Here is a 23,050-nt window from a genome sequence, read left to right on the forward strand (position 1 = left end):
GGTCAAATAACCTTCGGCTAAAAAGTCAAAGTGCGGACTTTTTTGCCGAAGAACATTTGCCTGTCGGGGCTGACCAAGGCGCTTCCGCTTTTCTATTCTGGCGTAGTTTCTCTTCCTTCTTCATTAGCCGGATGTCCTTCTTCTTGCTGTTCACCAGAGTTAATTTCCTCTTCCTGTCTTGGAGGTAAGATGGAAGCGACTACTTCATCATCCTCATGGTTGATTGTAAATCCGCCACCTGAAGGAATGTCACCGACCAATACGGTTTCTCCTACTTGCAAGTTCGTAATATCCACTTCTATTTGCTGTGGAATATTATCAGGGGTAGAAGTAATAGATAACTGGTGAACCGGCTGCTGCAAGACACCGCCATCTTTAACTCCTGGTGCCTCACCAACAAGAACAAGTCTCACATCAACATGAATCTTAGATGATTTATCAACTGCTAAGAAATCAACATGAATAATTTCTTTTTTGATAAAATCGCTTTGGACATCGGTTAGGACCACATCCTGTTTTTTTCCGTCCACATCAAGAGAAATGACGCCATTTCTACCTACAGAGCGGATGGTTTTTGTTAAATCAGCTGAACTAATCATTACTGGCTTACTGTCAACCTTTGCCCCATAAATAACAGCAGGGATGTTTCCATTCTCTCTAATTTGCCTTAATGCAGAATGACGGAGTTCCTTCCGTTCCTTTGCTTGTAATACTGTACTCATACGTTTAGTCCCCTTCCTATTCATATCTGTCTATATAAAAATGCCCTAAAATCGGAAGGTCTAAACATTTTTTTGTATTCTTACAAGGTAGGAATTCTGCCTGTATTAAAGCAGGAGCAGGACCTGACTGCTGTGCCAGGTCCTGTTAAAGGACTATTAATCAAACAATGTGCTTACAGACTGCTCTTCGTGTACACGAATAATGGCTTCGCCAATTAATGGCGCGACCGATAGGTTAATAATTTTACTGCTCTTCTTCTCTTCTGGAAGAGCTATAGAGTTAGTCACAACTAATTCTTTTATTTTTGAGTTTTCAATTCTTTCAATTGCCGGTCCTGACAACACAGGATGTGTACAGCAAGCATAAACCTCTGCTGCACCATTCTCAACTAACGCATTAGCAGCAAGTGTAATTGTTCCTGCTGTATCAATAATATCATCAATCAAAATGGCAACTTTTCCTTCTATGTTACCGACAATATTCATGACTTCTGCGACATTTGGTCTTGGACGGCGTTTATCAATGATCGCTATTGGAGCTTTTAAGCGTTCAGCCATTTTTCTTGCTCTAGTTACACCGCCATGGTCTGGAGAAACAATAACGATGTCACCACTTAGATCTTTTGTCTTAAAGTATTCTGATAAAATAGGTACACCCATTAAGTGATCAATTGGAATATCAAAGAATCCTTGAATTTGAGGTGCATGTAAATCCAGGCAGATTACACGAGTTGCACCAGCAGTCTCAACAAGGTTTGCAAATAGTTTTGCTGTAATTGGTTCACGTGCACGTGCTTTACGATCTTGACGGGCATAACCATAGTACGGCATTACAATATTAATCGTTTTAGCAGACGCTCTCTTGAGGGCATCGATCATGATTAATAATTCCATGATATTTTCATTCACAGGTGAACTAGTTGACTGAATGACATACACATCACAGCCACGAATACTTTCTTCAATATTTATTTGAATTTCACCGTCACTGAATCTTGTTACAGAGCTCTTTCCTAATTCAACTCCGATAACTTTTGCTATTTCTCTCGCAAGTGGGACATTAGAATTTAAGCTAAATACCTTTAAGTTCGGATCTAAATATTGATTTGACATGATGGCCCTCCAATTATCAATGCTTATTTCTTTACATTAAGCTTTTGAACATAATTTTCTTTATTCACTTGTTGTGCACGGGCAATAGATAAGGCTTCACCTGGTACATCCTTTGTAATGGTTGAACCGGCAGCCACGTATGCACCCTTGCCAATTGTGACAGGGGCAACTAGATTTGAGTTGCAGCCGATGAAGACTCCATCTTCAATTTTTGTTAAATATTTATTTTTACCATCATAATTGACTGTAATGGAACCACAGCCAAGGTTTACATCACTGCCTATTTCCGCATCACCAATATAGCTTAAATGAGAAGCTTTGCTTCCTTTTCCGAAAACGGCCTTCTTGATCTCCACGAAGTTTCCGATTTTTACTTCATCTTCAATATTAGAATCCGGTCTAATATGTGCAAACGGACCAATATTAACGTGTGAACCAATTGAGCTTTTATGTGCTACTGATTGGCGAATAACTGTCTCATTTCCAATCTCACAAGAATTAATTTCTGAATTTGGACCAATATGACATTCAGAACCGATGATTGTATTGCCTTTAATAATGGTTCCTGGATAGATGACAGTATCCTGTCCGATTTCAACTTCTGTCTCAATGTATGTGTTAGCAGGATCAATAATCGTAACACCATTACGCATATGAACAATATTTGTCCGATTGCGCATAATTCTCTCTGCTTCGGCTAGAGCTACACGATCATTTACACCTAATGTTTCTTCAAATTCATTCGTTTGGAAGGCAGTCACTACCTCCCCTTGCTTTTTAAGAATTTCAATGACATCTGGTAAGTAATATTCCCCCTGGACATTGTCATTGGACACACTTCTTAATGCTTCGAACAATGCTCGATTGTCAAAACAGTATGTGCCTGTGTTAATTTCATTTATTTCACGTTCCGCTTCTGTAGCATCTTTATGCTCAACAATTTTTTCAACTAAGCCTTCTTCATTTCGTATGATTCGACCGTATCCAGTTGGGTTATCTATTTTTGCTGTGAGGATTGTAGCCTTTGCAGATAATTCTTCATGTTGTTTAAAAATTGACTCCATCGTTTCGGCTGTTATTAGTGGCGTATCACCGCAAACGACGATGGTTACACCCTCTTTACCCTCAAGCATACTGCTTGCCTGCATCACTGCATGTGCAGTACCAAGCTGTTGCTCCTGTAAGGCGTAAAGACTGCTGTCACCTAACTGTGATTGCACCATTTCTGCTCCATGGCCAATAATTGTGACCATTTCTTGAACATTTAGTTTCATGATTTGGTCAACGACATGTTGTACCATTGGTTTGCCGCATACTGGGTGTAAAACTTTATAAAGCTTTGATTTCATCCGCGTACCTTGCCCTGCGGCTAAAATCACAGCATAACGATTAGACATGGACAGTCCTCCAATTTACCTTTTTATCCATTAAAAATATTAACGTAAATTGGCTTTGTTTTCAAGGAATGAACGGCATGTGTCTAATTTCATAATATTAAGTTTTTTTAAGGAGGAGAAATTTAGGTAGGGGATTATAAACAAACATTTATGGGTATGGGTATGGATATGGGCAATAAAAAAGAGCCTTACTCAGAAGAAAGGCCCTAGTTGCTAAAATCCTTAGGAAGCTCCGGCTTCTTCAAATTCTACTTCCATTTCGCCTAAACGGTGGTACTCAGCCAAAACAGCTTCTTGGATTTTACCGCGTGTTCCCGAATTGATTGGATGCGCAATGTCACGAAATTCTCCATCTGGAGTACGTTTACTTGGCATAGCTACAAATAAACCGTTGTTTCCGTCGATAACGCGGATGTCATGAACAACAAATTCATTGTCTAATGTGATTGATGCAATCGCTCTCATTCTTCCATCCGTGTTAACCCGGCGTAATCTTACGTCAGTTACTTCCATGTGCTCACACCCTTTTCTTTTGTATAAAAAGCTAGTTTAATAAATTCAACAATTATTTGCATTATCCTTCTTTTATTAAAAAAATTTTTTGAAAATTTAGGGCAAAATAGTGAACTTTTGTAAAAAATGGCTGTTTTTATACTATTTTTGACCTATAAAAAAAGCGCTCGATTATTTCACGAGCGCAATCACTTCGATTTCTACCAATACATCTTTTGGAAGTCGAGCCACTTCTACACAAGAACGTGCAGGCTTATGTGTGCTGAAATACTCACCATATACTTCGTTAATAGCCGCAAAATCATCCATACTTTTAATAAATACTGTAGCTTTTACTACCGTTTCAAAGGAGGCACCTGCCTCTGTTAGGACAGCCTGTAAATTTTTAAACACCTGGTGTGTCTGTTCCTTCACATCACCGGTTACTAAATTCCCTTCAGCAGTCAACGGGATTTGGCCAGAGCTATAAAACAGATTATTTACGATAATACCTTGCGAATAAGGACCGATTGCGGCTGGTGCTTGATTAGTTTGGACTGTTCTCATTTTTAACTCCTCCAGATAGAAAAATAATTTCCTGCTTCTACTTTGATTTTCTTATCTTTTACATCCACATCGGATAGCTGTACAAGCGAAATATACTCATCTACTAAACGCTCTTGTATTTTCTCAGCCTCTACTAACACAGCAATGCCTGCTAATTCGGAATTAAATTCCTCCAGCATGCTGATCATTCCCATAACAGTACCGCCAGCCTTCATAAAATCATCGACAATAAGTACCCGGGAATTTTGCTTCATGCTGCGCTTAGAAAGAACCATAGTTTGAATTCTTTTGGCTGATCCTGAGACATAATTGATGCTAACTGTTGGCCCTTCGGTTACCTTACTATCCCTTCTAACAATAACAACAGGGACATTTAATTGACTGGCAACAGCGTAAGCAAGGGGAATTCCTTTGGTTGCTACTGTCATGACCACGTCAATTTTTGCATCTGCATAGGCAGATGCTATAATCCGTCCAGCCTTTTGCACTACCTGAGGGTCACCCAAAATATCGGTTAAGTATAAATACCCGCCAGGAAGCAGTCTTTCGGGATTGGCAATTAAGTCACATAATTCATTGACAAAAGGCTCAGCTTCTTCCCTGCTGACTTTTACAAAGAATTTTACCCCGCCTGCCGCACCAGGCACTGTTTGTAATGTTCCAATTCCTCTTTGCTCAAACGTTTCCTTCACAATAGCAAGGTCCTCACTAATAGAAGATTTGGCTGATGTATACCGTTCTGCAAAAAAAGTTAGTGGGACAAGCTGACGAGGATGGTCGAGTAAATAATTTGTCATGTCTATCAAACGTTCACTGCGGCGAAATTTCATAAAGAACCCCCAAAACCCGTATATTCTACTTCAAGAATATATTATTGTACGTCTCTAATCAAGCGTATGTCGTTCACCTAACAGTCGTACAGCAAAAACCTGATCACAGAATCCTCTTAACCCATTATAGATTCGGTGCATACGGGAATCATGTTGCACAATCCCAAAAACAGTTGGACCACTTCCGCTCATTAAGACAGCATCTGCTCCGAAGCGCTTCATTTGATCCTTTATCTGGGCAACTTCAGGGTGAAGGTTTAACGTAACCTCCTCTAAGACGTTCCCCATATTACTGCATACCTTTTGATAATCATGCTGGTTAATGGCCTCAATCATCCCTTGAATATCAGGATGTTTCATTCCATTGACATCAAGTCTTCTGTATATTTCAGCTGTTGAAACACCAATAAACGGTTTCGCTAGAATAACCCAGCAAGTCGGTGGTGCAGGAAGCTCAGTAATCATTTCCCCTCTACCCTTTGCTAAAGCCGTTCCACCATATACACAAAAAGAAACATCCGATCCAATTTCTGAGCCCAGCTCAGCTAATTCATCTAAGGTCAAACCAAGATCCCAAAGCTTATTTAAGCCTCTTAAGGTGGCAGCAGCATCACTGCTTCCTCCTGCAAGTCCAGCAGCAACTGGAATCGTTTTTTCAATCGTAATGACAACACCTTTTTTTACCTGAAAGCGGTCCTTTAAAAGCTGTGCAGCTTGATAAGCTAAGTTACGCTGGTCATCAGGTACATAACGATTATGAGATAGAATATGTATTTTATCTTGATTTAATAAGGTGAGTTCCACCCGATCAGCCAAATCGATGGTTGTCATTATCATTTCTACTTCATGATAGCCATCCGGACGTTTATGTAAAACATCTAATGCTAAATTGATTTTGGCCGGTGCTTTTACTAAAAGCTTCACTACGTCCACCTACTTCTATATAATCCACCCCTAAGCGAGTTCTTTGCATACGGGCGCTTTCCGAAAAATCCACATTTTGTCCTATTTTACCACAAAATGATAAATGTAAGACGTCAGTTATCATATATCTTAATAAAATTAAATATTTTATCACTAATTTAACGAAAATATGAGAAAAAAGATAAATAAATACCAGAGGGCAGAACCCCCTGGCAGCTGTGGGACAGATTCGTTTAAACGAAATGCTTATGCATCTTTTTAAGGATTAAAGATGTGAACCTCGATTGACCATTTGTTGCTGGGCAAGTTCCACGGCCCGCTTCACCATATTTCCTGCGTCCTTGGACTTAATACCGCCCCAACCCTCTTTTTGAACCACATCATAAAAACCAAGCTCTTTTGCAAGCTCTACTTTCAGTCGATCGGACATAATTCCTCTTCTCCTGGCCATCTAAACAACCCCTTTCAAACCACAGCATTATTAGTATGGATTAAAAGCATGTTTTGAAAACTAGTAATCAGCGTCATTTAGTTAGTTAAAGACAGCAAAAAGCAGTAAACTTTAAGTTTACTGCCACTCATTGCTTATATACTAACTTAAAGCTACATGTCCTGTTGTTTCATCGTAGAATGTAATTTGAACTGTTTCCGTTAAGACATCCGCATAGCTGTATGAAACACGCTCGAATGAATTTTCATCTTGGTCAAGTTCAATAACAAAAACAGAAGGGTAAGTTTCAGCTAAAACACCGGAACGTTCAATCGTCTTTCTACGTCCTCCATTTGCCTTTAGCAGTAACCTTTTCCCTAAATTTGTGTCGAGAGCCTTTTTAATATCGGCTAAGGTTTTTGGCATTCGGTCCACCTCACTGTGTAAAGTATAACACACTGACATAGTTCTGTCAAACAAAAACATAAATTATATCAGTCCAACAAAAAGATTGTCAATCCTTTTTCTTCTACTTTTTCTCTAAAATTTCAACATTTCTATCGTTACCGTATTGGCCGTGGATTATGTATCACACACAAAAAAATAAGCCCATTAGAATAATGGGTCAGTACTTATTAGTACTTCCTCTTCTCTAATAAGCTTATTCTTCTTCCTCATGGTGCGGCCTGTAGGGCATTCCCGTACGTAATACCCCTTTTGTCTCAATTCCCCCAAGCCCCTTTTCACCAGTTAGTGTATTTCTTAGAACATCCCAAACATTTATTCTCTCCATAAAGGGTGTAAAACTTATTTTAGCAACAATATAAACGGGGTCTAACGCATGAATATTGATCCTGGATGGTGAGCTGGCAAAGTTCGCTCCTGCATGAATGAGGGATTCAAAGTGAGATTGGCAGGCTCCAGCAAAAATAACGAGTTGATCTAAATGAGGAATCTTTTTTCTAGCTTCTCTAACTGTTTGAACGAAATGTTTGGAATGGCGGTAAGCGTTAATATCTGTTATCTTTCCCTTTGCCTTTGAATACGCATCGTGACCTGTGATAACGAGAATATCAGGACGATAATAGTCAATTAATTCACCAATTCTCTCAGGCATTTCCTTTTCATTGCAATGTATTCCGAGCACAGGTATTCCAATCTTTTCGTATAAAGTCATGCATTTTTTTAAATAGGCAGGATCTCCATCTAAATGGAGGACCTTCCCTGGGATTTGAAAGTAATTGCTCGGCTTCACATATCCCCCAGTAGCCTCATATTCTTGTCTTTGCCTTAATAGATCTACATCCTGTTCAAACAGTTTTAATGATTGTTCCTCGAGCGTTCTATATTCTTGTTCCAGTTTCACTCTTTCATTTTGGTCAATACTGACTAAATCAGTGAAAGGTGAATCTGCGATCAGACGAAAATCCTCACCATAAAGGATAGCAACTTTTTGGCCGTTTATATGTTGAATATCAATAACGCGAAATAGAATATCACAGTTATATGATTTTCTACCGACAATATCCATTATTTTTATATTCATTGCCGTCACTCCAATAAGACCAGCAAAAGGGCCTTTTCTAGATAGTTTCTCTTCCTTAGGCTATGCACAGTGCATGGTCATTGTGAAAAGAAAAGCGAATGCGCCTTGGTCAGCCCCGACAGGCAAATGTTCTTCGGCACTAAAAGTCCGCCCTTTGACTTTTAGTACCGAAGGTTATTTGACCCGAGGGGCTAGGCGCTGGAGCTGGACAATTCTCAAAGTCGAATTTTCTTTCTTATTACGTAAGAAAAAGACTCTTTTATAAGAGTCTTAATGGAAGTATGGATATAGTTGATCACTTAACATACCAAATTCCTCTAAGGAAAGTGTCTCACCTCTTCGAGTTGGTTCAACCCCGCTCGCCGATAAAGCAGCAAGAATTTCTTCCTTCTTCTGTTTCCCTTCAGGAAGCTGACTAGTTAAATTATTTAGAATGGTTTTTCTCCTCTGAGCAAAACTCGCTTTTGTCACTTGGAAAAAGAAGCCCTCATCCTTCACACTAACAGCAGGCTGATTTCGCTTAGTTAACCGGATAACAGCTGAATCTACATTTGGCTGTGGAACAAAAACAGTTTTAGGTACGATCATTACCGTCTCAGCTTCTGTGTAATATTGTATGGCAATGGAAAGAGAACCATATTCCTTAGTACCAGGCTTGGCAGAAATTCGATCAGCCACTTCTTTTTGAAGCATACAAACAATTCCACGGATGGGCAGGTGTTCCTCTAGAAGTTTCATGATAATGGGTGTGGTTACGTAATAAGGCAAATTAGCTACCACCATTACATCCTCTATGCCTTGGAATTCCTCTGCCATCATGCTTTGTACATTCGCCTCTAGCACGTCTTTATGAATAACCTTGACATTAGAGTATGGCGACAAAGTATCATTTAAAATGGGTAATAAGCGTTGATCAATCTCAAAAGCCACGACCTTCTTACTCGAGCGGGCAAGCTGTTCGGTTAATGCCCCGATTCCCGGACCAATTTCAATAGCGCCGGAATTCTCACTCAAATCAGCGAAGCTAACAATTTTTTTTAATATATTGGTATCAATCAAAAAATTTTGACCCAGGCTTTTCTTAAATGAAAAGCCATATTTCTCTAGGATAGCCCTTGTTCTCACAGGGGTTGCGATGTCTTTATTCATATTCTTCCTCCCGATGCTGGACAACTTTTATTGCTTCCGCAAATTCCTGTTTGCTAATTTGGAACATCATTAAGCGTTTATGCAGTTGTTTTCCATTGGTATAGCCTATCTTTAAAATCTCTCCCAGCAGCATTCTTCGCTCTTTGGCGCCTTCTCCACCAATTAGACCAGCTGTTAGAAGATCTTCCTGTGTAATGACCTCTGAAGGTGTCTCCCTTAAAATTTGGGCATCCTTCAACGCTTCTCTAATCGCTTCAGGGCTGGCGTGCTCAACCCCTATACCCTTTCCACCCCTTGCAAGCGCAGCTGCCTTTGTCAAAAAGGCATGTTTACAGCCAGGGACACTTTCTGCAATGGTCTTTCTAATCTTCTCACCTGGAAAGTCAGGGTCAGTAAAAATGATGACACCTCTTGTCTCCTGTGCACGTCTTACTTTTTCAATAGTTACTTGATTGACAGCTGAACCATTCGTTTCAATTGTATCCGCATCAACCGCTCGTTTAATGGCAGTGGTATCATCTTTCCCTTCTACCACAATGATTTCTTTGATTTTCATAATAAAAGCCAATTCCTTCGTAATAAAATTAAGAAAAATTGAAAAAAATTTGAAACAATTCTGTAATGTCCATCGTCTATATTATTGAACAGATTCATACACTAAAGTAAAGAAATTAAAAAAAATGACAAAGTATGTATCGATGTAAGTATAAAGAAAAACTCGGAAAAAGCAAAATGCAGAGGAAGGACCCTCTGCACAAAATAAACTACTGTAAAATTTTAATTTTTACCTTCCTGCGGCCCCAACGATAGCAATCCTGGTTAGAGGGCATGAATACATCGATTTTGTATCCTTTTATTGCTCCACCTGTGTCAGCAGCTACAGCATAGCCATAGCCTTCCACATACACCTTCGTTCCTAGCGGGATGATTCTTGGGTCTACTGCAATAATTTTCATGTTCGGATTAGCCCGTAAATTGAGACCTGTTGCCGTACGACCGGAACAACCGTTGCAATTAGCAGTATACGCAGTTGAAGTTACGTAAAACTCTTTACCCGTTTCTACTGCACCACGTGAAACCTGTAAAGCCAGATCCTTCGTTCCGACAGCCACAATTTTATCTTTTTTCTCTTTGAGATTTTGCTCGCTTACTAGTTTCCTAGCTACCTCTTTGCCATTTTCCAGTACCACTTCGTACTTTCTTGACACGAGGCCATGCATTCCTGCACTTAGGACCTTCTCTTTACCTTTTTCTAGACTTTCATCCTTTTTTGTAACCACGGCAAATTGAACTGGTTCTTCCACTACATCGGTGACTTTTTCTACTCGAATGACGTTAACTACACCATTCTTTGAGATGGTTTCTGTTAATGACGGTTCAACTCGGTCAAATTCATTTAGTATAATTCCCTGTTGTGTTAAAAAGTCAGCGACCGTAGCCGAAGTGGTCCAAACTTGTTGTTCTTTACCGCCGTCCACATATGTAAGATGAAAAGCAATTTTTATATCTATATTCATCTTATCTTTTATTGCCGCTTGTGGTTTTGGTGTAACTTGATCATGTCCGTTTAATGCAATTTTCTGCTCTTTTAAGAGCTCAGCCACCGTTTGGGCTGTAGTCCAGATCGTTTTCTTCTCGTTGTCTTTGACAATGTGAACCTTGTTAGCTTGCTTCCAAATGACCTTAAGGTGGTCCTTCACCTCAGTGTTTGCCTTTGGATACAAGTAGTCTTGTGAGCGAAGTGATACATCCATTTCATCTAATAATTCATCGATTGTATCAGCATGTGTTTTCACGACCATCTCTTTGCCATTTAGTGTTATCGCTACTGTATTCTTCGATCCTTCAAAAAACAGAATTCCCAGAGTAGTTAGCAATACTACGAAACTAGCAAAAATAATGACCCATGACCTTCCACTCAAAGACTTGGGAAACAGGTTTTTCATGTTTTGGAATACGATGAAAAACGCCTCCTTTTCTTGGAGAGATTATGGAGAACCTATTGTCGGCTGTCAATCCCTGCATCACCTGTGAAGGTATTTCTAATTATGCACAAAACTAGAAACTTTGCAAAGAAAAACTTCTCGACACGGTTATCCTATGTAGAAAAGGAGACATGTAGAACTTTTTGTTATCAGAAAAAATTAAGACAAGCTTCCCGTCTCTTCGACAAATTCCCTTATCATTTTATGGCGAATACTTTTTTAGCATTTTGTGTCGTTGCATCCGCTACCTCTTCAAATGTCAATCCCTTTATTTCGGCAATTTCTTCGGCGACTAACTTCACATACCCAGGTTCATTGCGCTTTCCTCGATAAGGGTGTGGAGCTAAATATGGACAGTCTGTTTCAATCAACAGCTTGTCTAAAGGGATTTCCGCTGCAACTTCCTTTGGTTTTTTTGCATTTTTAAAGGTAACAGGGCCGCCAAGCGAAATATAGAAATTCATTTTCACACATTCCTTTGCTACTTCTGCACTTCCGCTGAAGCAATGCATGATTCCCCCTACTTCTTCTGCCCCCTCTTCCTTTAAAATATCAACGATATCTGCTGTTGCTTCCCGGTTGTGAATCACAATGGGTAGCTGCACTTTTTTAGCCAGCCTGATTTGTTTACGAAAGACCTCTTTTTGAGTATCCTTTGGAGACTTGTCCCAATGATAATCCAAGCCCATTTCACCAATCGCTACTACCTTTGGATGTGAAGCTAATTCCTCAATCCACAGCAAATCCTCATCTGTCATATCAATGGCATCAACGGGATGCCACCCCACGCAGGCATACAAGAACTCATATTGTTCCACTAATTCCATTGCTCTTGTAATCGTTGGACGGTCAAACCCGACGACCACCATATTGGTAACTCCAGCTTCCTGTGCCCTAGCAATTACTTCCTCTAAGTCCTCATTATATTGATCAGCGTTTAAGTGTACATGTGTGTCGAATAGCATAATTTACACTCCCTCTTTTTTCAACAATACATTCTATTTTTTTATAATTAAGCAGAATTTAGCAAAAATTGTTTCACGTGGAACAAAGAAAAGGAAAAGCGCCAAAATTGGCGCTTTTATTAAACAATTATTTTACCTTGGAACCATTTGGTAACGTTTGATCAACGGTTGCCAGGGAAAGCTGGCCCTCTTTTGATCCTGCTAAGATCATTCCTTGTGACAATTCACCACGAAGCTTAACAGGTTTTAAATTAGTAATGCAAATCACCTTACGTCCCACTAACTCTTCAGGCTTATAATATTGAGCAATTCCAGAAACCACTTGACGCTTTTCGTAACCCAAATCAAGCTGCAGCTTCAAAAGCTTATCTGCTTTTTTAACTGGTTCCGCCTGAATGACTTCCGCGACACGTAAGTCAATTTTCATGAAATCATCTATAGAAATTTCTTCCATAGGATCAGGCTTTTCTTCAACCTTTTCCTTTTCCTTTTCCTTTTCCTTTTCCTCTTTCTTTTCTTCCCCTGCTGGGGCTGGACCTTGCATTTTCGTTTTAATGAATTCTACTTCCTCAGCAATTTCCAGTCTTGGGAATAGAGGTGCCTCTTTTTCAACCTTTGTTCCACTTGGAATCATTCCAAAGGTTTCAAGGCTTTCCCATGTTCTAAGCTCCTCACCATGAATCCCAAGTTGCTTAAAGATTCCACCAGGTGTACGAGTTAAGAAGGGTTGTAAAAGAATGGCCATTCTTCGTAGTGATTCTGCCAAGTGAACCATTACACTCGCAAGCTCACCTTTTTTCTCCTCGTCCTTCGCTAATGTCCACGGTTGTGTTTCATCAATATATTTATTAGTCCTGCTAACTAATTGCCAAATCGATGTTAGTGCAACAGAAAACTCCATTTTCTCCATGGCCTCTTCATACTTTTGAATAGTTTCGTGATTCATTTGTAGCAGTGACTCATCAAATGCCCCAACTGACCCAGTGTACTCAGGAATAACACCATCAAAATACTTTTCTATCATTGCAACAGTCCGATTTAACAAGTTTCCTAAATCATTAGCTAAGTCAAAATTGATTCTTTCAACAAATCCTTCTGGTGTAAAAACACCATCTGCACCGAACGGTACTTCTCTTAATAGGTAGTAGCGAAGTGCATCTAAACCGTAGCGGTCAATTAATGTAACAGGATCAACCACATTCCCTTTCGATTTGGACATTTTACCGTCTTTCATTAATAACCAGCCATGAGCGAAAACCTTCTTTGGTAAAGGCAGCTCAAGCGCCATTAACATGATCGGCCAATAAATCGTATGGAAGCGGACAATTTCCTTTCCAACAAGATGAACATCCGCCGGCCAGTAATTTAAATATTTAGAGTCATTCTCCGTCCCATATCCAAGGGCAGTAATATAATTGGATAAAGCATCAATCCAAACATAAATGACATGCTTTGGATCGCCAGGGACTTTAATCCCCCAATCGAACGTGGTCCTAGAAACCGCTAAATCCTCCAAACCAGGTTTGATGAAATTATTGATCATTTCATTTTTACGAGACTCGGGTTGGATGAACTCCGGATTTTCCTCATAATATTGTAATAACCGATCTGCATACTTACTCATTCTAAAAAAGTAGGATTCCTCTTTGACGAGCTCTACTGTTCGGCCACAATCTGGGCAATTTCCTTCTACTAATTGGCGGTCCGTAAAAAAGGACTCACATGGAGTACAATACCAGCCTTCATATTGATCGAGGTAAATATCTCCTTGCTCCAAAAGTCTCGCAAAAATCTTTGCCACCACTTGCTTATGTCTTTCCTCTGTCGTACGGATAAAGTCATCATAGGAAATATCGAGCTTATTCCACAGCTCTTTAATTCCATCTACAATCCCATCCACATATTGTTGTGGTGTAATATTTGCTTCCTCGGCTTTACGCTGAATTTTTTGACCATGCTCATCCGTTCCAGTTAAGTACATGACATCATATCCGCGCATCCGCTTATACCGTGCCATTGCATCACCAGCAACAGTCGTATAGGCGTGTCCTATATGTAAATTTCCACTTGGATAGTAAATAGGTGTGGTAAGGTAAAAAGTCTTTAGTTTTTCCTCCATTATTTTTCCTCCTCATCAGAAAAGCACAAGCTCTGGGGATAGACAATAATCGGGTAAAAAAGCCTAAACCCCATTAACCCATTATTGCCTTTTTTTCCCGCTTCTATCATCAAAATATACCGAAAAATAAACTTTTGTGCAAGGAGGCGCTTCTTTAGAATCTTTTTTAAAACTATTTTTCCTGCCCCCATAAAACAAATATGATTATCGAATAATATGTTGGATTCAGTATGCTGTTGTAGTATTTTGTCGAAATATGTAGAAATCATGAAAGCAACTATCTGAAAATCCAATAATATTAAAAATCTATATCAATTGTATGAATATTTAGTAAAACCTTATTAAATCAACGTTTGTCTTGTTGGAAAAAATTTTCTATTATTTTTAACATAAAATAATTGACGGATATGGGAAGTACTGGTATTATAAATTTGTAAGAATTTTGTCGAATAATGACGAATAAAAATAGATAAATAATTTCGTATTGATGAGAGGAGATCACTTTAAAATGAAATCTACAGGTATTGTTCGTAAAGTTGATGAATTAGGTCGTGTGGTTATTCCGATTGAATTAAGACGTACTCTTGGTATTGCTGAAAAGGATGCTCTAGAAATCTATGTAGACGATGAGCGTATCATCTTAAAAAAATACAAGCCAAATATGACTTGTCAGGTAACTGGTGAAGTTTCTGATGATAACTTAGCTCTTGCTGGTGGGAAATTAATTCTTAGCCGCGAAGGTGCAGAGCAATTACTAGAAGAAATCAAAAGCAACTTTGAATTAGCAAAATAATAGCTCCGGGCACTTTACGTGCCGGAGCTTTTTTTTATTCAATATGATACACCTGATACACTTCTCTTTTGTTCAGGCCTCGATCTTTGGCTGTTTGCTTAATAGCATCCTTTGAAGAAATATTTTCAACTGACATATAGTGATTGACATGCTCTTCAATAGACAAGGCTTCCCACCAGTTGGTGTCCTCTTCTACCTCTTCTTTTGTTCCTTCAACAATAATACAAAATTCTCCACGAATTTCATCTTTATGTGCCCACTCGATTACTTCTTCAAGTGTTCCTCTAATAAACTCTTCATACTTCTTTGTTAACTCACGGCAAACAGCAATATTTCTATTTCCCAGAACTTCCAGCATAACGGCTAATGTCTCTTTCAGCCGGTGGGGGGATTCGTAAAAAATAATGGTTGCCATTTGTCTCTTTAAGAGGTCTAATTCGGCACGCTTATCTTTTTTGCCGCGATGTAAGAACCCATAAAAATAAAATGGCTGACAAACTATACCTGAGGCAATTAAGGATGTTAACGCGGCATTAGCTCCGGGTAATGGAACAACCGTCACTTGCTCGTTAATTGCTGCCGTAACCAACTCGTAACCAGGGTCAGATATAGCTGGCATACCTGCATCACTTACAAGAGCTACCTTTAAACCTTGTTGTACCTTTTGAATTAGTTTCTCCCCACTCGTTTCCTTATTATGCTCATGATAGCTGACAATCGGGGTGTTAATTTCAAAATAGTTACATAGTTTTTTGGTATTTCTAGTGTCTTCTGCAGCAATCAAGTCAGCTTCTTTTAATATCCTAATCGCTCGGAAGCTCATATCTTCAAGATTTCCAATCGGAGTAGGAACAAGATATAGAATCCCCTTATTTTCTTCATTCTCAAAGCTTTTCTGCTGCCACATGTTCATCACCCGTTTCGCGTATTAAAAACTCGATTTTCTTCTTTCGAGTTAAACTTTTAAAATGATGCTCTGCCCTCAGTGCATCCCCTTTACTATCAAAACTTTTAAAATAGGTTAGCTTTACCGGCCCTCTTCCCCGAGTGTATTTGGCACCTTTTCCTTCATTATGCTGCATCACTCGGCGCTCAAGGCTTGTGGTATATCCGCCATAAAGACTTCCATCCTTACATGTTAGCACATAAAAGAAGTGGTTATTATTCTCCATATAAGATTGCCCTTATTTCCGAGGTGTACTGATCATCATCATCATAAACAAACAGCGGCGGGGAAATTTTTAAGTCAGGGCTGCCATCTTTAATTGCTTCTACTAACAGGGTATTGGCCTCTTTCCCCTTCTTAGGATAGACAAATTGAATTCGTTTCGGCTCAAGTCTGTACTGGCGCATAAGAGTGATGATATCCAATAGTCTGCCCGGACGGTGTACAAAAGCTACCTTTCCTCCCTGTTTCGCTAACTGACTCGAGGCCTTGATCGCATCCTCTAGGGTACAAAGGATCTCATGTCGAGCAATCGCTAAATGTTCATTGGGATTCATTTCATCCTTTGAAGGAGTTGGAAAGTAAGGAGGATTACAAGTAACCACATCAAATTTTCCATATCCTAGCTGCTTTGGTATTTCCTTTATGTCACCATGAATCATATGTAGTCGATCTTGTAGACCGTTATATTCAATACTTCTATTCGCCATATCATATAAACGCTCTTGTATCTCTACACCCGTAATCTTCCCCTTCGTACGAGCACTTAAAAACAACGGAATGACTCCGTTTCCACTACAAAGATCAATAAGATTTCCCTTTTGTATAGGTACGTACACAAACCGAGCTAATAATACAGCATCGAGTGAAAAAGCAAAAACGGAGGGGCTTTGAATAATTCTTAAATTCTCAGCTAGTAAATAATCAAGCCGCTCATCATCTTTTAAGTTAACCACACGTAATCATCCTATCTAAAAATGTATGAAAATAGAGGCTGATTTCGTCAGCCTCTTTCGGTTATTTCTTATTAAGGAAAGAAAGACAAAATAAACAATCGCCTTCCTTACGTAAGCTCCCAAAATGAAGGTTGCAAATATGAAACCCTTCTTGATAAAGACGGGCGAGGTTATCATATCCTTCACCAACATCAAAAGGTTTTACCCCAGGAGATGCTTCAGGGATTATTCCCTTCTTATTCTTTATTTCTTTCTTGTCATCTTCTTCCGTGGTTACATCTAAACGGCGCCTCAGATGTTCATTTTCAAGCTTTAAATAATGATTCTCTTCTAGTATTTCGGCTAGGTGCTGCTTTAATTCTCCTAGCTGCTGGTAAAGATGTCCAATTTGTGTTTCCATATTACTTACTGACTCAAAAATTTCTTTTTTATCCACGTCTTCCACCTCATTAATCTGTGGATTGTATAGAAAAGGCACCTTCTTTAGTGATTTCATCCAAAGTATACTCTAGAACCCGTTCTTGTTCCTTTAGTTCAACCTGAAGCACCCGCTCTAATATATTTAATCCTACTACTTTTCCTGTACCTTGTGGTGTTTCAATGATTTCCCCTAAATCTGGAAGTAGTGCTTTTGCAGATTCATATTCATCATTTTCATATTTGAGGCAGCACATCAACCTGCCACATAAGCCAGAAATTTTGGTAGGATTCAATGAAAGATTTTGATCCTTCGCCATTTTAATTGAAACAGGGTCGAAATCACCTAAAAATGTGGAGCAGCACAGCATCCTTCCACAAGGGCCGATACCCCCAAGCATCTTGGCTTCATCACGTACGCCAATCTGTCTCAATTCAATTCGTGTCCGAAAAATAGCTGCTAAATCTTTTACTAGCTCACGGAAATCTACTCTTCCATCGGCAGTAAAATAAAAGATGATTTTATTTCGATCAAATGTATATTCAACATCCACCAGTTTCATATCCAGCTGATGTTCATTGACCTTTTCATTGCATACTTCATAAGCTTCCTGGGCTGCAAACTTGTTCTCTTCGACAATCATTCGATCCTTTTGGTCCGCAATTCTGACCACCTTTTTTAATGGAAGGACGACATCGTGCTCCTCAACCTGTTTACGAGCAATGACAGCCTTTCCATATTCAACGCCACGGACCGTTTCAACAATGACAAAGTCATCCTTTTGAATAGAGAGGTCTCCTGGATCAAAATAATAGATTTTCCCCGCTTTTTTAAAGCGTACTCCTACAACATCATACAAATGAAGATCCCTCCTGCAATTTTAACACAAGCTGTTCCATCATCAGCTGAGGATTCATATTTGCCTGCAGCTTTCTTTTTGCATCAAGAATAGCTGACATTTGATCCGATATGCGCCGTCCAGATGATTGCAAGGCAAACTGCTTTAACCGCTCGTTTTCTTCTATGAAAACAATTTGCTCCTGCTTATCTAACTGTATATATAGTAAATCCTTAAAAATAAGAAGTAAAAGATCTAAACCACGATTAATTTGTTCTTTTTCTCTAAAGTGTAAAAACCAATCCCCTTGGAGTGTGACCATTGCCTCCAACGGATTTTTTTTTAACACCTCATATAATTTTAACACTATTTTTTGGGCTTGTGCAAACCATTCATCGACATTTAATTTAAGAGCTTCCTCTAAATTATTGGTAAGCTGAGCCAGTAATGGCGCCTTAGTTGGTTTTACGCCGTTTTCAATCAGTTTTTTAACCATCACTTGAGGGGCTAAAGGTTGGAATGCTAATATTTGGCACCTTGAAAGAATAGTAGGCAATATTTGTTGCATTTGCTCCGTTAACAAAAAGGCTACTGTTCCTGGATTAGGTTCCTCAAGGAATTTTAAAAGACTATTAGACGCACTTACACTCATTTTATCAGCATGTGAGATTAAATATACTTTTTTCAAAGATTCTACACCTTTTTTTGCAAACTCTGCTTGTAGATTCCTAATCTGTTCGACTTTAATAGATAGCCCGTCCGGTTCCACAATATGAACATCCGGATGATTTCCATGATTGATTCGCCGGCAATTATTGCAGGATTCACATGGTTTGTAACCATCAATTAGCGCTTCACAATACAGAGATTTTGTTAGCAATATGCCTATTTCCCTTTTACCTGTTCCTCTCATGCCTTCAAATAGGTATGCATGGGCCACTCGATTTTTCACTAAGCTGTTTTTTAGCATTTTTAAGACGGTTGGCTGTAGCTCTTCTAGTTGATCCCATGTTTTGACCAATGTAATCACTCACTTACTGTTTAAGATAGCTTAAGGTATTCATCCAATTAAAAATGTAAGGATTGTTCGATTGGAAGAACGAAAACTGTTGCACCGCCGACTTCTACTTCTACGGGGTATGGAACAAAGGAGTCTGCATTTCCACCCATAGGTGAAACTGGGGATACTAGCTGTTCCCTAGCCCTACAGTTTTCTTTAATAACTTGAAGTGCTCGGTCAACCCGAATATCCTCCGTCCCAATCATAAAAGTGGTGTTCCCCGATTTTAAAAATCCACCTGTACTAGCTAATTTTGTCGCCCTAAAATTATTTTCTATTAAGGCCTTTGATAATCGGTTACTATCTTGATCTTGTATAACAGCAATGATAAGTTTCATGTGGAACACCCTCTCTTCTTAATTTTTCTGCAAAAGTTTTCTTATCTATATTATAACAGGTTATTGTCCTGCTTACATTTGTTATAGACAGGAACATGGGATTAATTCTGATATGTCAAAAAAAGGCCTAACAACTGTAGGCCTTTACTTTGCTAGTTTATCTTTTATCATTTTTACTGTTTGTTCATAGACCTCTTCAACTGTACCAGATGCATCGATACGCACCATTCGATCTGGGAAACGTTCCATTAATAGATAATATCCGTCTCTTACTTTTTGATGAAACTCGAGATTTTCTAAATCTAAACGATTGATCTCTCTTTCTTTATTTTTGTTAATCCGTTTTAACCCTAACTCTGGCTCAATGTCAAAGTAGATTGTTAACTGGGGCATTAACATTTCAATGGCAAACTGGTTAATGGACCATACCTCATCAATTCCAAGGTCCCTTGCATATCCCTGATAGGCTAGTGAACTATCAACAAACCGATCACATAAAACCATTTTCCCTTCCTCTAGAGCAGGTTTTACCTTTTCAATTAAATGCTGTCTTCGTGCTGCAGCATATAGCAAGGCTTCTGTTCTGGGGTCCATAGCGGTGTTCTCTTTGTTTAGGATTACTTTGCGAATTTGTTCAGCAATATCGATGCCGCCAGGCTCTCTTGTCACCATGGCCTCTTTAAAGTGATTAGCGACCATACTTAAAATTGTTGTTTTTCCGGCACCATCGGGCCCTTCAAACGTAATAAACACTCCACTGTTCAAAATAAAACCTCCATATATTAAAAAAGCAAACTACTTCTTATTTTTTATAAATACCTTTACCTTGCCTAGAGTTAGTAAGGAGCCTCCCTGGAATCTTGCTCCTGTTTCTAACAGTCTTTGAAGCTGATTAACCCTCTCATTTGTTATTTCTTCCCCTTTTAACAGGAGTGGAATTCCTGGGGGATAGGGGATAATTGTTTCTGCACAAACAAATCCTATGGCTTCAGCAATAGGTACATCCATTGATTCTAAGTTGTCCATTTCCTTATAAGGGATTGCTAGTCCTGAGACTTTTCGATTACTCATCGTCAGTTTGCTCTTTTGTTCGTGAAAAGGCAAGTCTTTACACACCTTTTTTATTTTTCGTGCAGTCACTTCAAACGGATACCTTTGACCTTCTTTTAATAAGGGAAGAACTAAGAGCACATTATACGGGTCTGCTAATTCTGTATAGACAGCCTCTTCTTCCAATCTCTTTTGAAGCTCAAATCCACTTATGTTACTCCTAGTTTGAATCGTTACTTTTAATAAGTCTCCCTGATGATTGGGGTATGCTAGTACCTTAATTTCAGGAATGTCTGCTAATTCTGCTTTAAAATGCTTAATGCTCTTTTGTAAAGCATCTAAATCTTGCTGTGTGTATGTAGCCAAGTATTTTCTCGCTAAATCGAGTGATGCCATAATTGGGTAAGATGGGCTGCTCGATTGAAATATCTGCAAATAATCCTTTACCTTATTTATATCAACTAAGTGGCCGTTCACATGCAAATATGAACCCATCGTCATAGCTGGAAGTGTTTTATGGGCAGATTGAACGACGATATCTGCACCTAACTGAACGGCTGAAGCAGGAAAAGGATGTCCGATATTAAAATGGGCTCCATGTGCCTCATCAACTAAAACAGGAATGTGATGAAGATGGGCTTCCTTTATAATTCCTTCTAAATCGGAGACTATTCCATAATAATTAGGATACGTCAGAATGATGGCTTTCACGTTTGAATAAAGACCAATTGCCTCTTTTACTGTATCTACATTAACGCATGTAGCTACCTTCCAGTCGTGATCATATTCGGGTTCTAAGAATATTGGTCTTACTTTTGCTAATCTTAAAGCATTTAATACGGATTTATGACAATTCCGCTGTACTAAGACCGTATCATTCTCTCTGCAAGCGGCCATAATCATTGCTAAATTACCTACTGTTGATCCATTTACTAAAAAAAAGCTCTTCCTCGTTTGAAAAAGTTCAGCTAAAAGTTGCTCGGCTTCTAAGATAACACCTTCAGGTGAATGCAAATCATCTAGCCCTGACAGCTCTGTTACATCCATTTTTAATATCTGTTCAAAAAAATGATTTGCTTCGCTTTGAATATTTTGTCCATTTTTATGTCCAGGGACATGAAAAGAAATAGGATTCTTTTTGTTATGTTCAAGCAGTGCCTTAAAAAGAGGCGTATTCATTTGTTTTTTCATCGTATTACTTCCTTTTAAGAGTCTTATTTATTTTAACAAAAAAGTGGTTCCCTTTCCCCTTTCATAGCAAAAAAAATAAAGCCCTTAAAAGGACTTATTAAGAGAAAATCTCTGGTGTGGTAATTTTCCTAAGTTGTTTAAGAAAATATTTATATCTTGGATCATTTGTATCTGTTTGTATTAAATCACTTTCACAATCCGTACAGATAAAAGAAGTATATAGATGTATGCCTTTCGGTTTAAGATTCTCACAAATAACGCACGTTTCCTCGTAATGACTATGTGCTAAAAATGAACTCAAGCCCTCCACCTCCATACATCCATTCTGTCCCTCAATTCATATTTGTATACAATTTTTTGAATAATCATCTCGAATCCATCCTGTAATATACTATGTAGAAATGTTGAAATGGGTGTATGTCTATAGGCGATTTCTTTTAAAACACTTCGTACTTTTTTACTTAAACACGACTGTTTTCATTAAAGCACAAAAAAGACAACCATTTTCAGGTTGTCTTTTAAATTGCCTGGCAACGTCCTACTCTCACAGGGACTTTCGTCCCAACTACCATCGGCGCTGAGAAGCTTAACTTCCGTGTTCGGTATGGGAACGGGTGTGACCTTCTCGCCATAGTTACCAGACTATTTTATTAGAGAGATCGTTCTCTCAAAACTAGATAATGCAGAAGAAGTGTTTGTAAACTACGAGTTCGCTTTAAAACTTGGTTAAGTCCTCGAACGATTAGTATCAGTCAGCTCCACATGTTACCACGCTTCCACCTCTGACCTATCAACCTGATCATCTTTCAGGGTTCTTACTAGCTTGACGCTATGGGAAATCTCATCTTGAGGGGGGCTTCATGCTTAGATGCTTTCAGCACTTATCCCGTCCGCACATAGCTACCCAGCGATGCCTTTGGCAAGACAACTGGTACACCAGCGGTGCGTCCATCCCGGTCCTCTCGTACTAAGGACAGCTCCTCTCAAATTTCCTGCGCCCACGACGGATAGGGACCGAACTGTCTCACGACGTTCTGAACCCAGCTCGCGTACCGCTTTAATGGGCGAACAGCCCAACCCTTGGGACCGACTACAGCCCCAGGATGCGATGAGCCGACATCGAGGTGCCAAACCTCCCCGTCGATGTGGACTCTTGGGGGAGATAAGCCTGTTATCCCCGGGGTAGCTTTTATCCGTTGAGCGATGGCCCTTCCATGCGGA

At 39.2% G+C, this 23,050-nt stretch carries 26 protein-coding genes and 2 rRNA genes (1 of these 28 only partly in view); 1 reads left to right on the top strand and 27 read right to left on the bottom strand.

Features of this window, described 5'->3' with window-relative positions:
• Positions 1-92: 92 nt before the first annotated feature.
• The 15 genes from QFZ87_RS02060 to metG form a co-directional block, all read right to left on the bottom strand.
• The gene (locus QFZ87_RS02060) at positions 93-722 is read right to left on the bottom strand and encodes a 50S ribosomal protein L25/general stress protein Ctc (RefSeq protein WP_309857085.1); all 630 of its coding nucleotides are present in this window, start codon (positions 720-722) and stop codon (positions 93-95) included.
• A 156-nt stretch (positions 723-878) separates the two neighbouring features.
• Positions 879-1,835, bottom strand: coding sequence for a ribose-phosphate diphosphokinase (locus tag QFZ87_RS02065; RefSeq protein WP_309857088.1), 957 nt, complete (start codon positions 1,833-1,835; stop codon positions 879-881).
• Positions 1,836-1,858: 23 nt separating this feature from the next.
• Positions 1,859-3,232, bottom strand: coding sequence for a bifunctional UDP-N-acetylglucosamine diphosphorylase/glucosamine-1-phosphate N-acetyltransferase GlmU (glmU, locus tag QFZ87_RS02070; protein WP_309857091.1), 1,374 nt, complete (start codon positions 3,230-3,232; stop codon positions 1,859-1,861).
• Between the two features lie 222 nt (positions 3,233-3,454).
• Positions 3,455-3,745: a septation regulator SpoVG gene (gene spoVG, locus QFZ87_RS02075; protein WP_007084183.1), complete on the bottom strand. Its 291-nt coding sequence runs from the start codon at positions 3,743-3,745 to the stop codon at positions 3,455-3,457.
• Between the two features lie 171 nt (positions 3,746-3,916).
• Complete coding sequence (gene ridA, locus QFZ87_RS02080) at positions 3,917-4,291, bottom strand: 2-iminobutanoate/2-iminopropanoate deaminase (RefSeq protein WP_309857096.1); 375 nt, start codon at positions 4,289-4,291, stop codon at positions 3,917-3,919.
• A 2-nt stretch (positions 4,292-4,293) separates the two neighbouring features.
• Positions 4,294-5,121, bottom strand: a complete 828-nt coding sequence (gene purR / locus QFZ87_RS02085) for a pur operon repressor (protein ID WP_309857099.1) — start codon at positions 5,119-5,121, stop codon at positions 4,294-4,296.
• A gap of 54 nt (positions 5,122-5,175) precedes the next feature.
• Positions 5,176-6,045, bottom strand: a complete 870-nt coding sequence (gene ispE / locus QFZ87_RS02090) for a 4-(cytidine 5'-diphospho)-2-C-methyl-D-erythritol kinase (protein WP_309857101.1) — start codon at positions 6,043-6,045, stop codon at positions 5,176-5,178.
• A 265-nt stretch (positions 6,046-6,310) separates the two neighbouring features.
• Positions 6,311-6,496, bottom strand: a complete 186-nt coding sequence (locus QFZ87_RS02095) for a small, acid-soluble spore protein, alpha/beta type (RefSeq protein WP_309857103.1) — start codon at positions 6,494-6,496, stop codon at positions 6,311-6,313.
• A gap of 141 nt (positions 6,497-6,637) precedes the next feature.
• A complete protein-coding gene (gene veg / locus QFZ87_RS02100; protein WP_307282979.1) occupies positions 6,638-6,901 on the bottom strand; it encodes a biofilm formation stimulator Veg in 264 nt (87 codons plus the stop codon).
• 235 nt (positions 6,902-7,136) lie between these two features.
• Positions 7,137-8,021 (bottom strand): sporulation peptidase YabG, encoded by an 885-nt coding sequence (yabG, locus tag QFZ87_RS02105; RefSeq protein WP_309857108.1) that lies wholly within the window; start codon positions 8,019-8,021, stop codon positions 7,137-7,139.
• 270 nt (positions 8,022-8,291) lie between these two features.
• Positions 8,292-9,170 carry a 16S rRNA (adenine(1518)-N(6)/adenine(1519)-N(6))-dimethyltransferase RsmA gene (gene rsmA, locus QFZ87_RS02110; protein ID WP_309857111.1) on the bottom strand — a complete coding sequence of 293 codons (879 nt, stop codon included), beginning with the start codon at positions 9,168-9,170 and terminating at the stop codon, positions 8,292-8,294.
• Positions 9,163-9,726, bottom strand: a complete 564-nt coding sequence (gene rnmV / locus QFZ87_RS02115; protein WP_309857114.1) for a ribonuclease M5 — start codon at positions 9,724-9,726, stop codon at positions 9,163-9,165. The genes rsmA and rnmV overlap by 8 nt, the downstream gene beginning before the upstream one ends.
• Before the next feature lie 208 nt (positions 9,727-9,934).
• Complete coding sequence (locus QFZ87_RS02120) at positions 9,935-11,116, bottom strand: ubiquitin-like domain-containing protein (protein WP_309857118.1); 1,182 nt, start codon at positions 11,114-11,116, stop codon at positions 9,935-9,937.
• 236 nt (positions 11,117-11,352) lie between these two features.
• Positions 11,353-12,120: a TatD family hydrolase gene (locus QFZ87_RS02125; RefSeq protein WP_309857121.1), complete on the bottom strand. Its 768-nt coding sequence runs from the start codon at positions 12,118-12,120 to the stop codon at positions 11,353-11,355.
• Positions 12,121-12,247: 127 nt separating this feature from the next.
• Positions 12,248-14,239: a methionine--tRNA ligase gene (metG, locus tag QFZ87_RS02130; RefSeq protein ID WP_309857123.1), complete on the bottom strand. Its 1,992-nt coding sequence runs from the start codon at positions 14,237-14,239 to the stop codon at positions 12,248-12,250.
• A gap of 508 nt (positions 14,240-14,747) precedes the next feature.
• Between metG and QFZ87_RS02135 the strand changes: the two genes are divergently transcribed.
• Positions 14,748-15,032, top strand: coding sequence for a transition state genes transcriptional regulator AbrB (locus QFZ87_RS02135; RefSeq protein WP_309857126.1), 285 nt, complete (start codon positions 14,748-14,750; stop codon positions 15,030-15,032).
• A 34-nt stretch (positions 15,033-15,066) separates the two neighbouring features.
• Here QFZ87_RS02135 and rsmI read toward each other — a convergent pair whose 3' ends face one another.
• The 12 genes from rsmI to QFZ87_RS02195 all read right to left on the bottom strand — a co-directional run.
• The gene (gene rsmI, locus QFZ87_RS02140; RefSeq protein ID WP_309867590.1) at positions 15,067-15,939 is read right to left on the bottom strand and encodes a 16S rRNA (cytidine(1402)-2'-O)-methyltransferase; all 873 of its coding nucleotides are present in this window, start codon (positions 15,937-15,939) and stop codon (positions 15,067-15,069) included.
• Positions 15,917-16,204 carry a GIY-YIG nuclease family protein gene (locus tag QFZ87_RS02145; RefSeq protein ID WP_309857129.1) on the bottom strand — a complete coding sequence of 96 codons (288 nt, stop codon included), beginning with the start codon at positions 16,202-16,204 and terminating at the stop codon, positions 15,917-15,919. Before QFZ87_RS02145 ends, rsmI begins: the two co-directional genes overlap by 23 nt.
• On the bottom strand, positions 16,194-16,934 hold the full coding sequence (locus tag QFZ87_RS02150; protein ID WP_309857133.1) for a tRNA1(Val) (adenine(37)-N6)-methyltransferase: 741 nt from the start codon (positions 16,932-16,934) through the stop codon (positions 16,194-16,196). The genes QFZ87_RS02145 and QFZ87_RS02150 overlap by 11 nt, the downstream gene beginning before the upstream one ends.
• 61 nt (positions 16,935-16,995) lie before the next feature.
• Positions 16,996-17,370: a DNA replication initiation control protein YabA gene (yabA, locus tag QFZ87_RS02155; protein ID WP_309857135.1), complete on the bottom strand. Its 375-nt coding sequence runs from the start codon at positions 17,368-17,370 to the stop codon at positions 16,996-16,998.
• Positions 17,371-17,383: 13 nt separating this feature from the next.
• Positions 17,384-18,211 carry a PSP1 domain-containing protein gene (locus QFZ87_RS02160; RefSeq protein WP_309857137.1) on the bottom strand — a complete coding sequence of 276 codons (828 nt, stop codon included), beginning with the start codon at positions 18,209-18,211 and terminating at the stop codon, positions 17,384-17,386.
• Positions 18,204-19,211, bottom strand: coding sequence for a DNA polymerase III subunit delta' (gene holB, locus QFZ87_RS02165; protein ID WP_309857140.1), 1,008 nt, complete (start codon positions 19,209-19,211; stop codon positions 18,204-18,206). The genes QFZ87_RS02160 and holB overlap by 8 nt, the downstream gene beginning before the upstream one ends.
• 47 nt (positions 19,212-19,258) lie before the next feature.
• On the bottom strand, positions 19,259-19,588 hold the full coding sequence (locus QFZ87_RS02170) for a cyclic-di-AMP receptor (protein WP_308081640.1): 330 nt from the start codon (positions 19,586-19,588) through the stop codon (positions 19,259-19,261).
• Positions 19,589-19,732: 144 nt separating this feature from the next.
• A complete protein-coding gene (gene tmk / locus QFZ87_RS02175) occupies positions 19,733-20,353 on the bottom strand; it encodes a dTMP kinase (protein ID WP_309857143.1) in 621 nt (206 codons plus the stop codon).
• 30 nt (positions 20,354-20,383) lie between these two features.
• Positions 20,384-21,829 carry an aminotransferase class I/II-fold pyridoxal phosphate-dependent enzyme gene (locus QFZ87_RS02180; protein WP_309857145.1) on the bottom strand — a complete coding sequence of 482 codons (1,446 nt, stop codon included), beginning with the start codon at positions 21,827-21,829 and terminating at the stop codon, positions 20,384-20,386.
• 97 nt (positions 21,830-21,926) lie between these two features.
• The gene (locus QFZ87_RS02185) at positions 21,927-22,145 is read right to left on the bottom strand and encodes a sigma factor G inhibitor Gin (RefSeq protein WP_308081643.1); all 219 of its coding nucleotides are present in this window, start codon (positions 22,143-22,145) and stop codon (positions 21,927-21,929) included.
• 209 nt (positions 22,146-22,354) lie between these two features.
• Positions 22,355-22,471, bottom strand: a 5S ribosomal RNA gene (gene rrf / locus QFZ87_RS02190).
• Between the two features lie 80 nt (positions 22,472-22,551).
• A 23S ribosomal RNA gene (locus QFZ87_RS02195) occupies positions 22,552-23,050 on the bottom strand; it runs 2,437 nt beyond the window's last position.

The organism is Bacillus sp. SLBN-46, assembly GCF_031453555.1.
Lineage (GTDB): Bacteria > Bacillota > Bacilli > Bacillales > Cytobacillaceae > Neobacillus.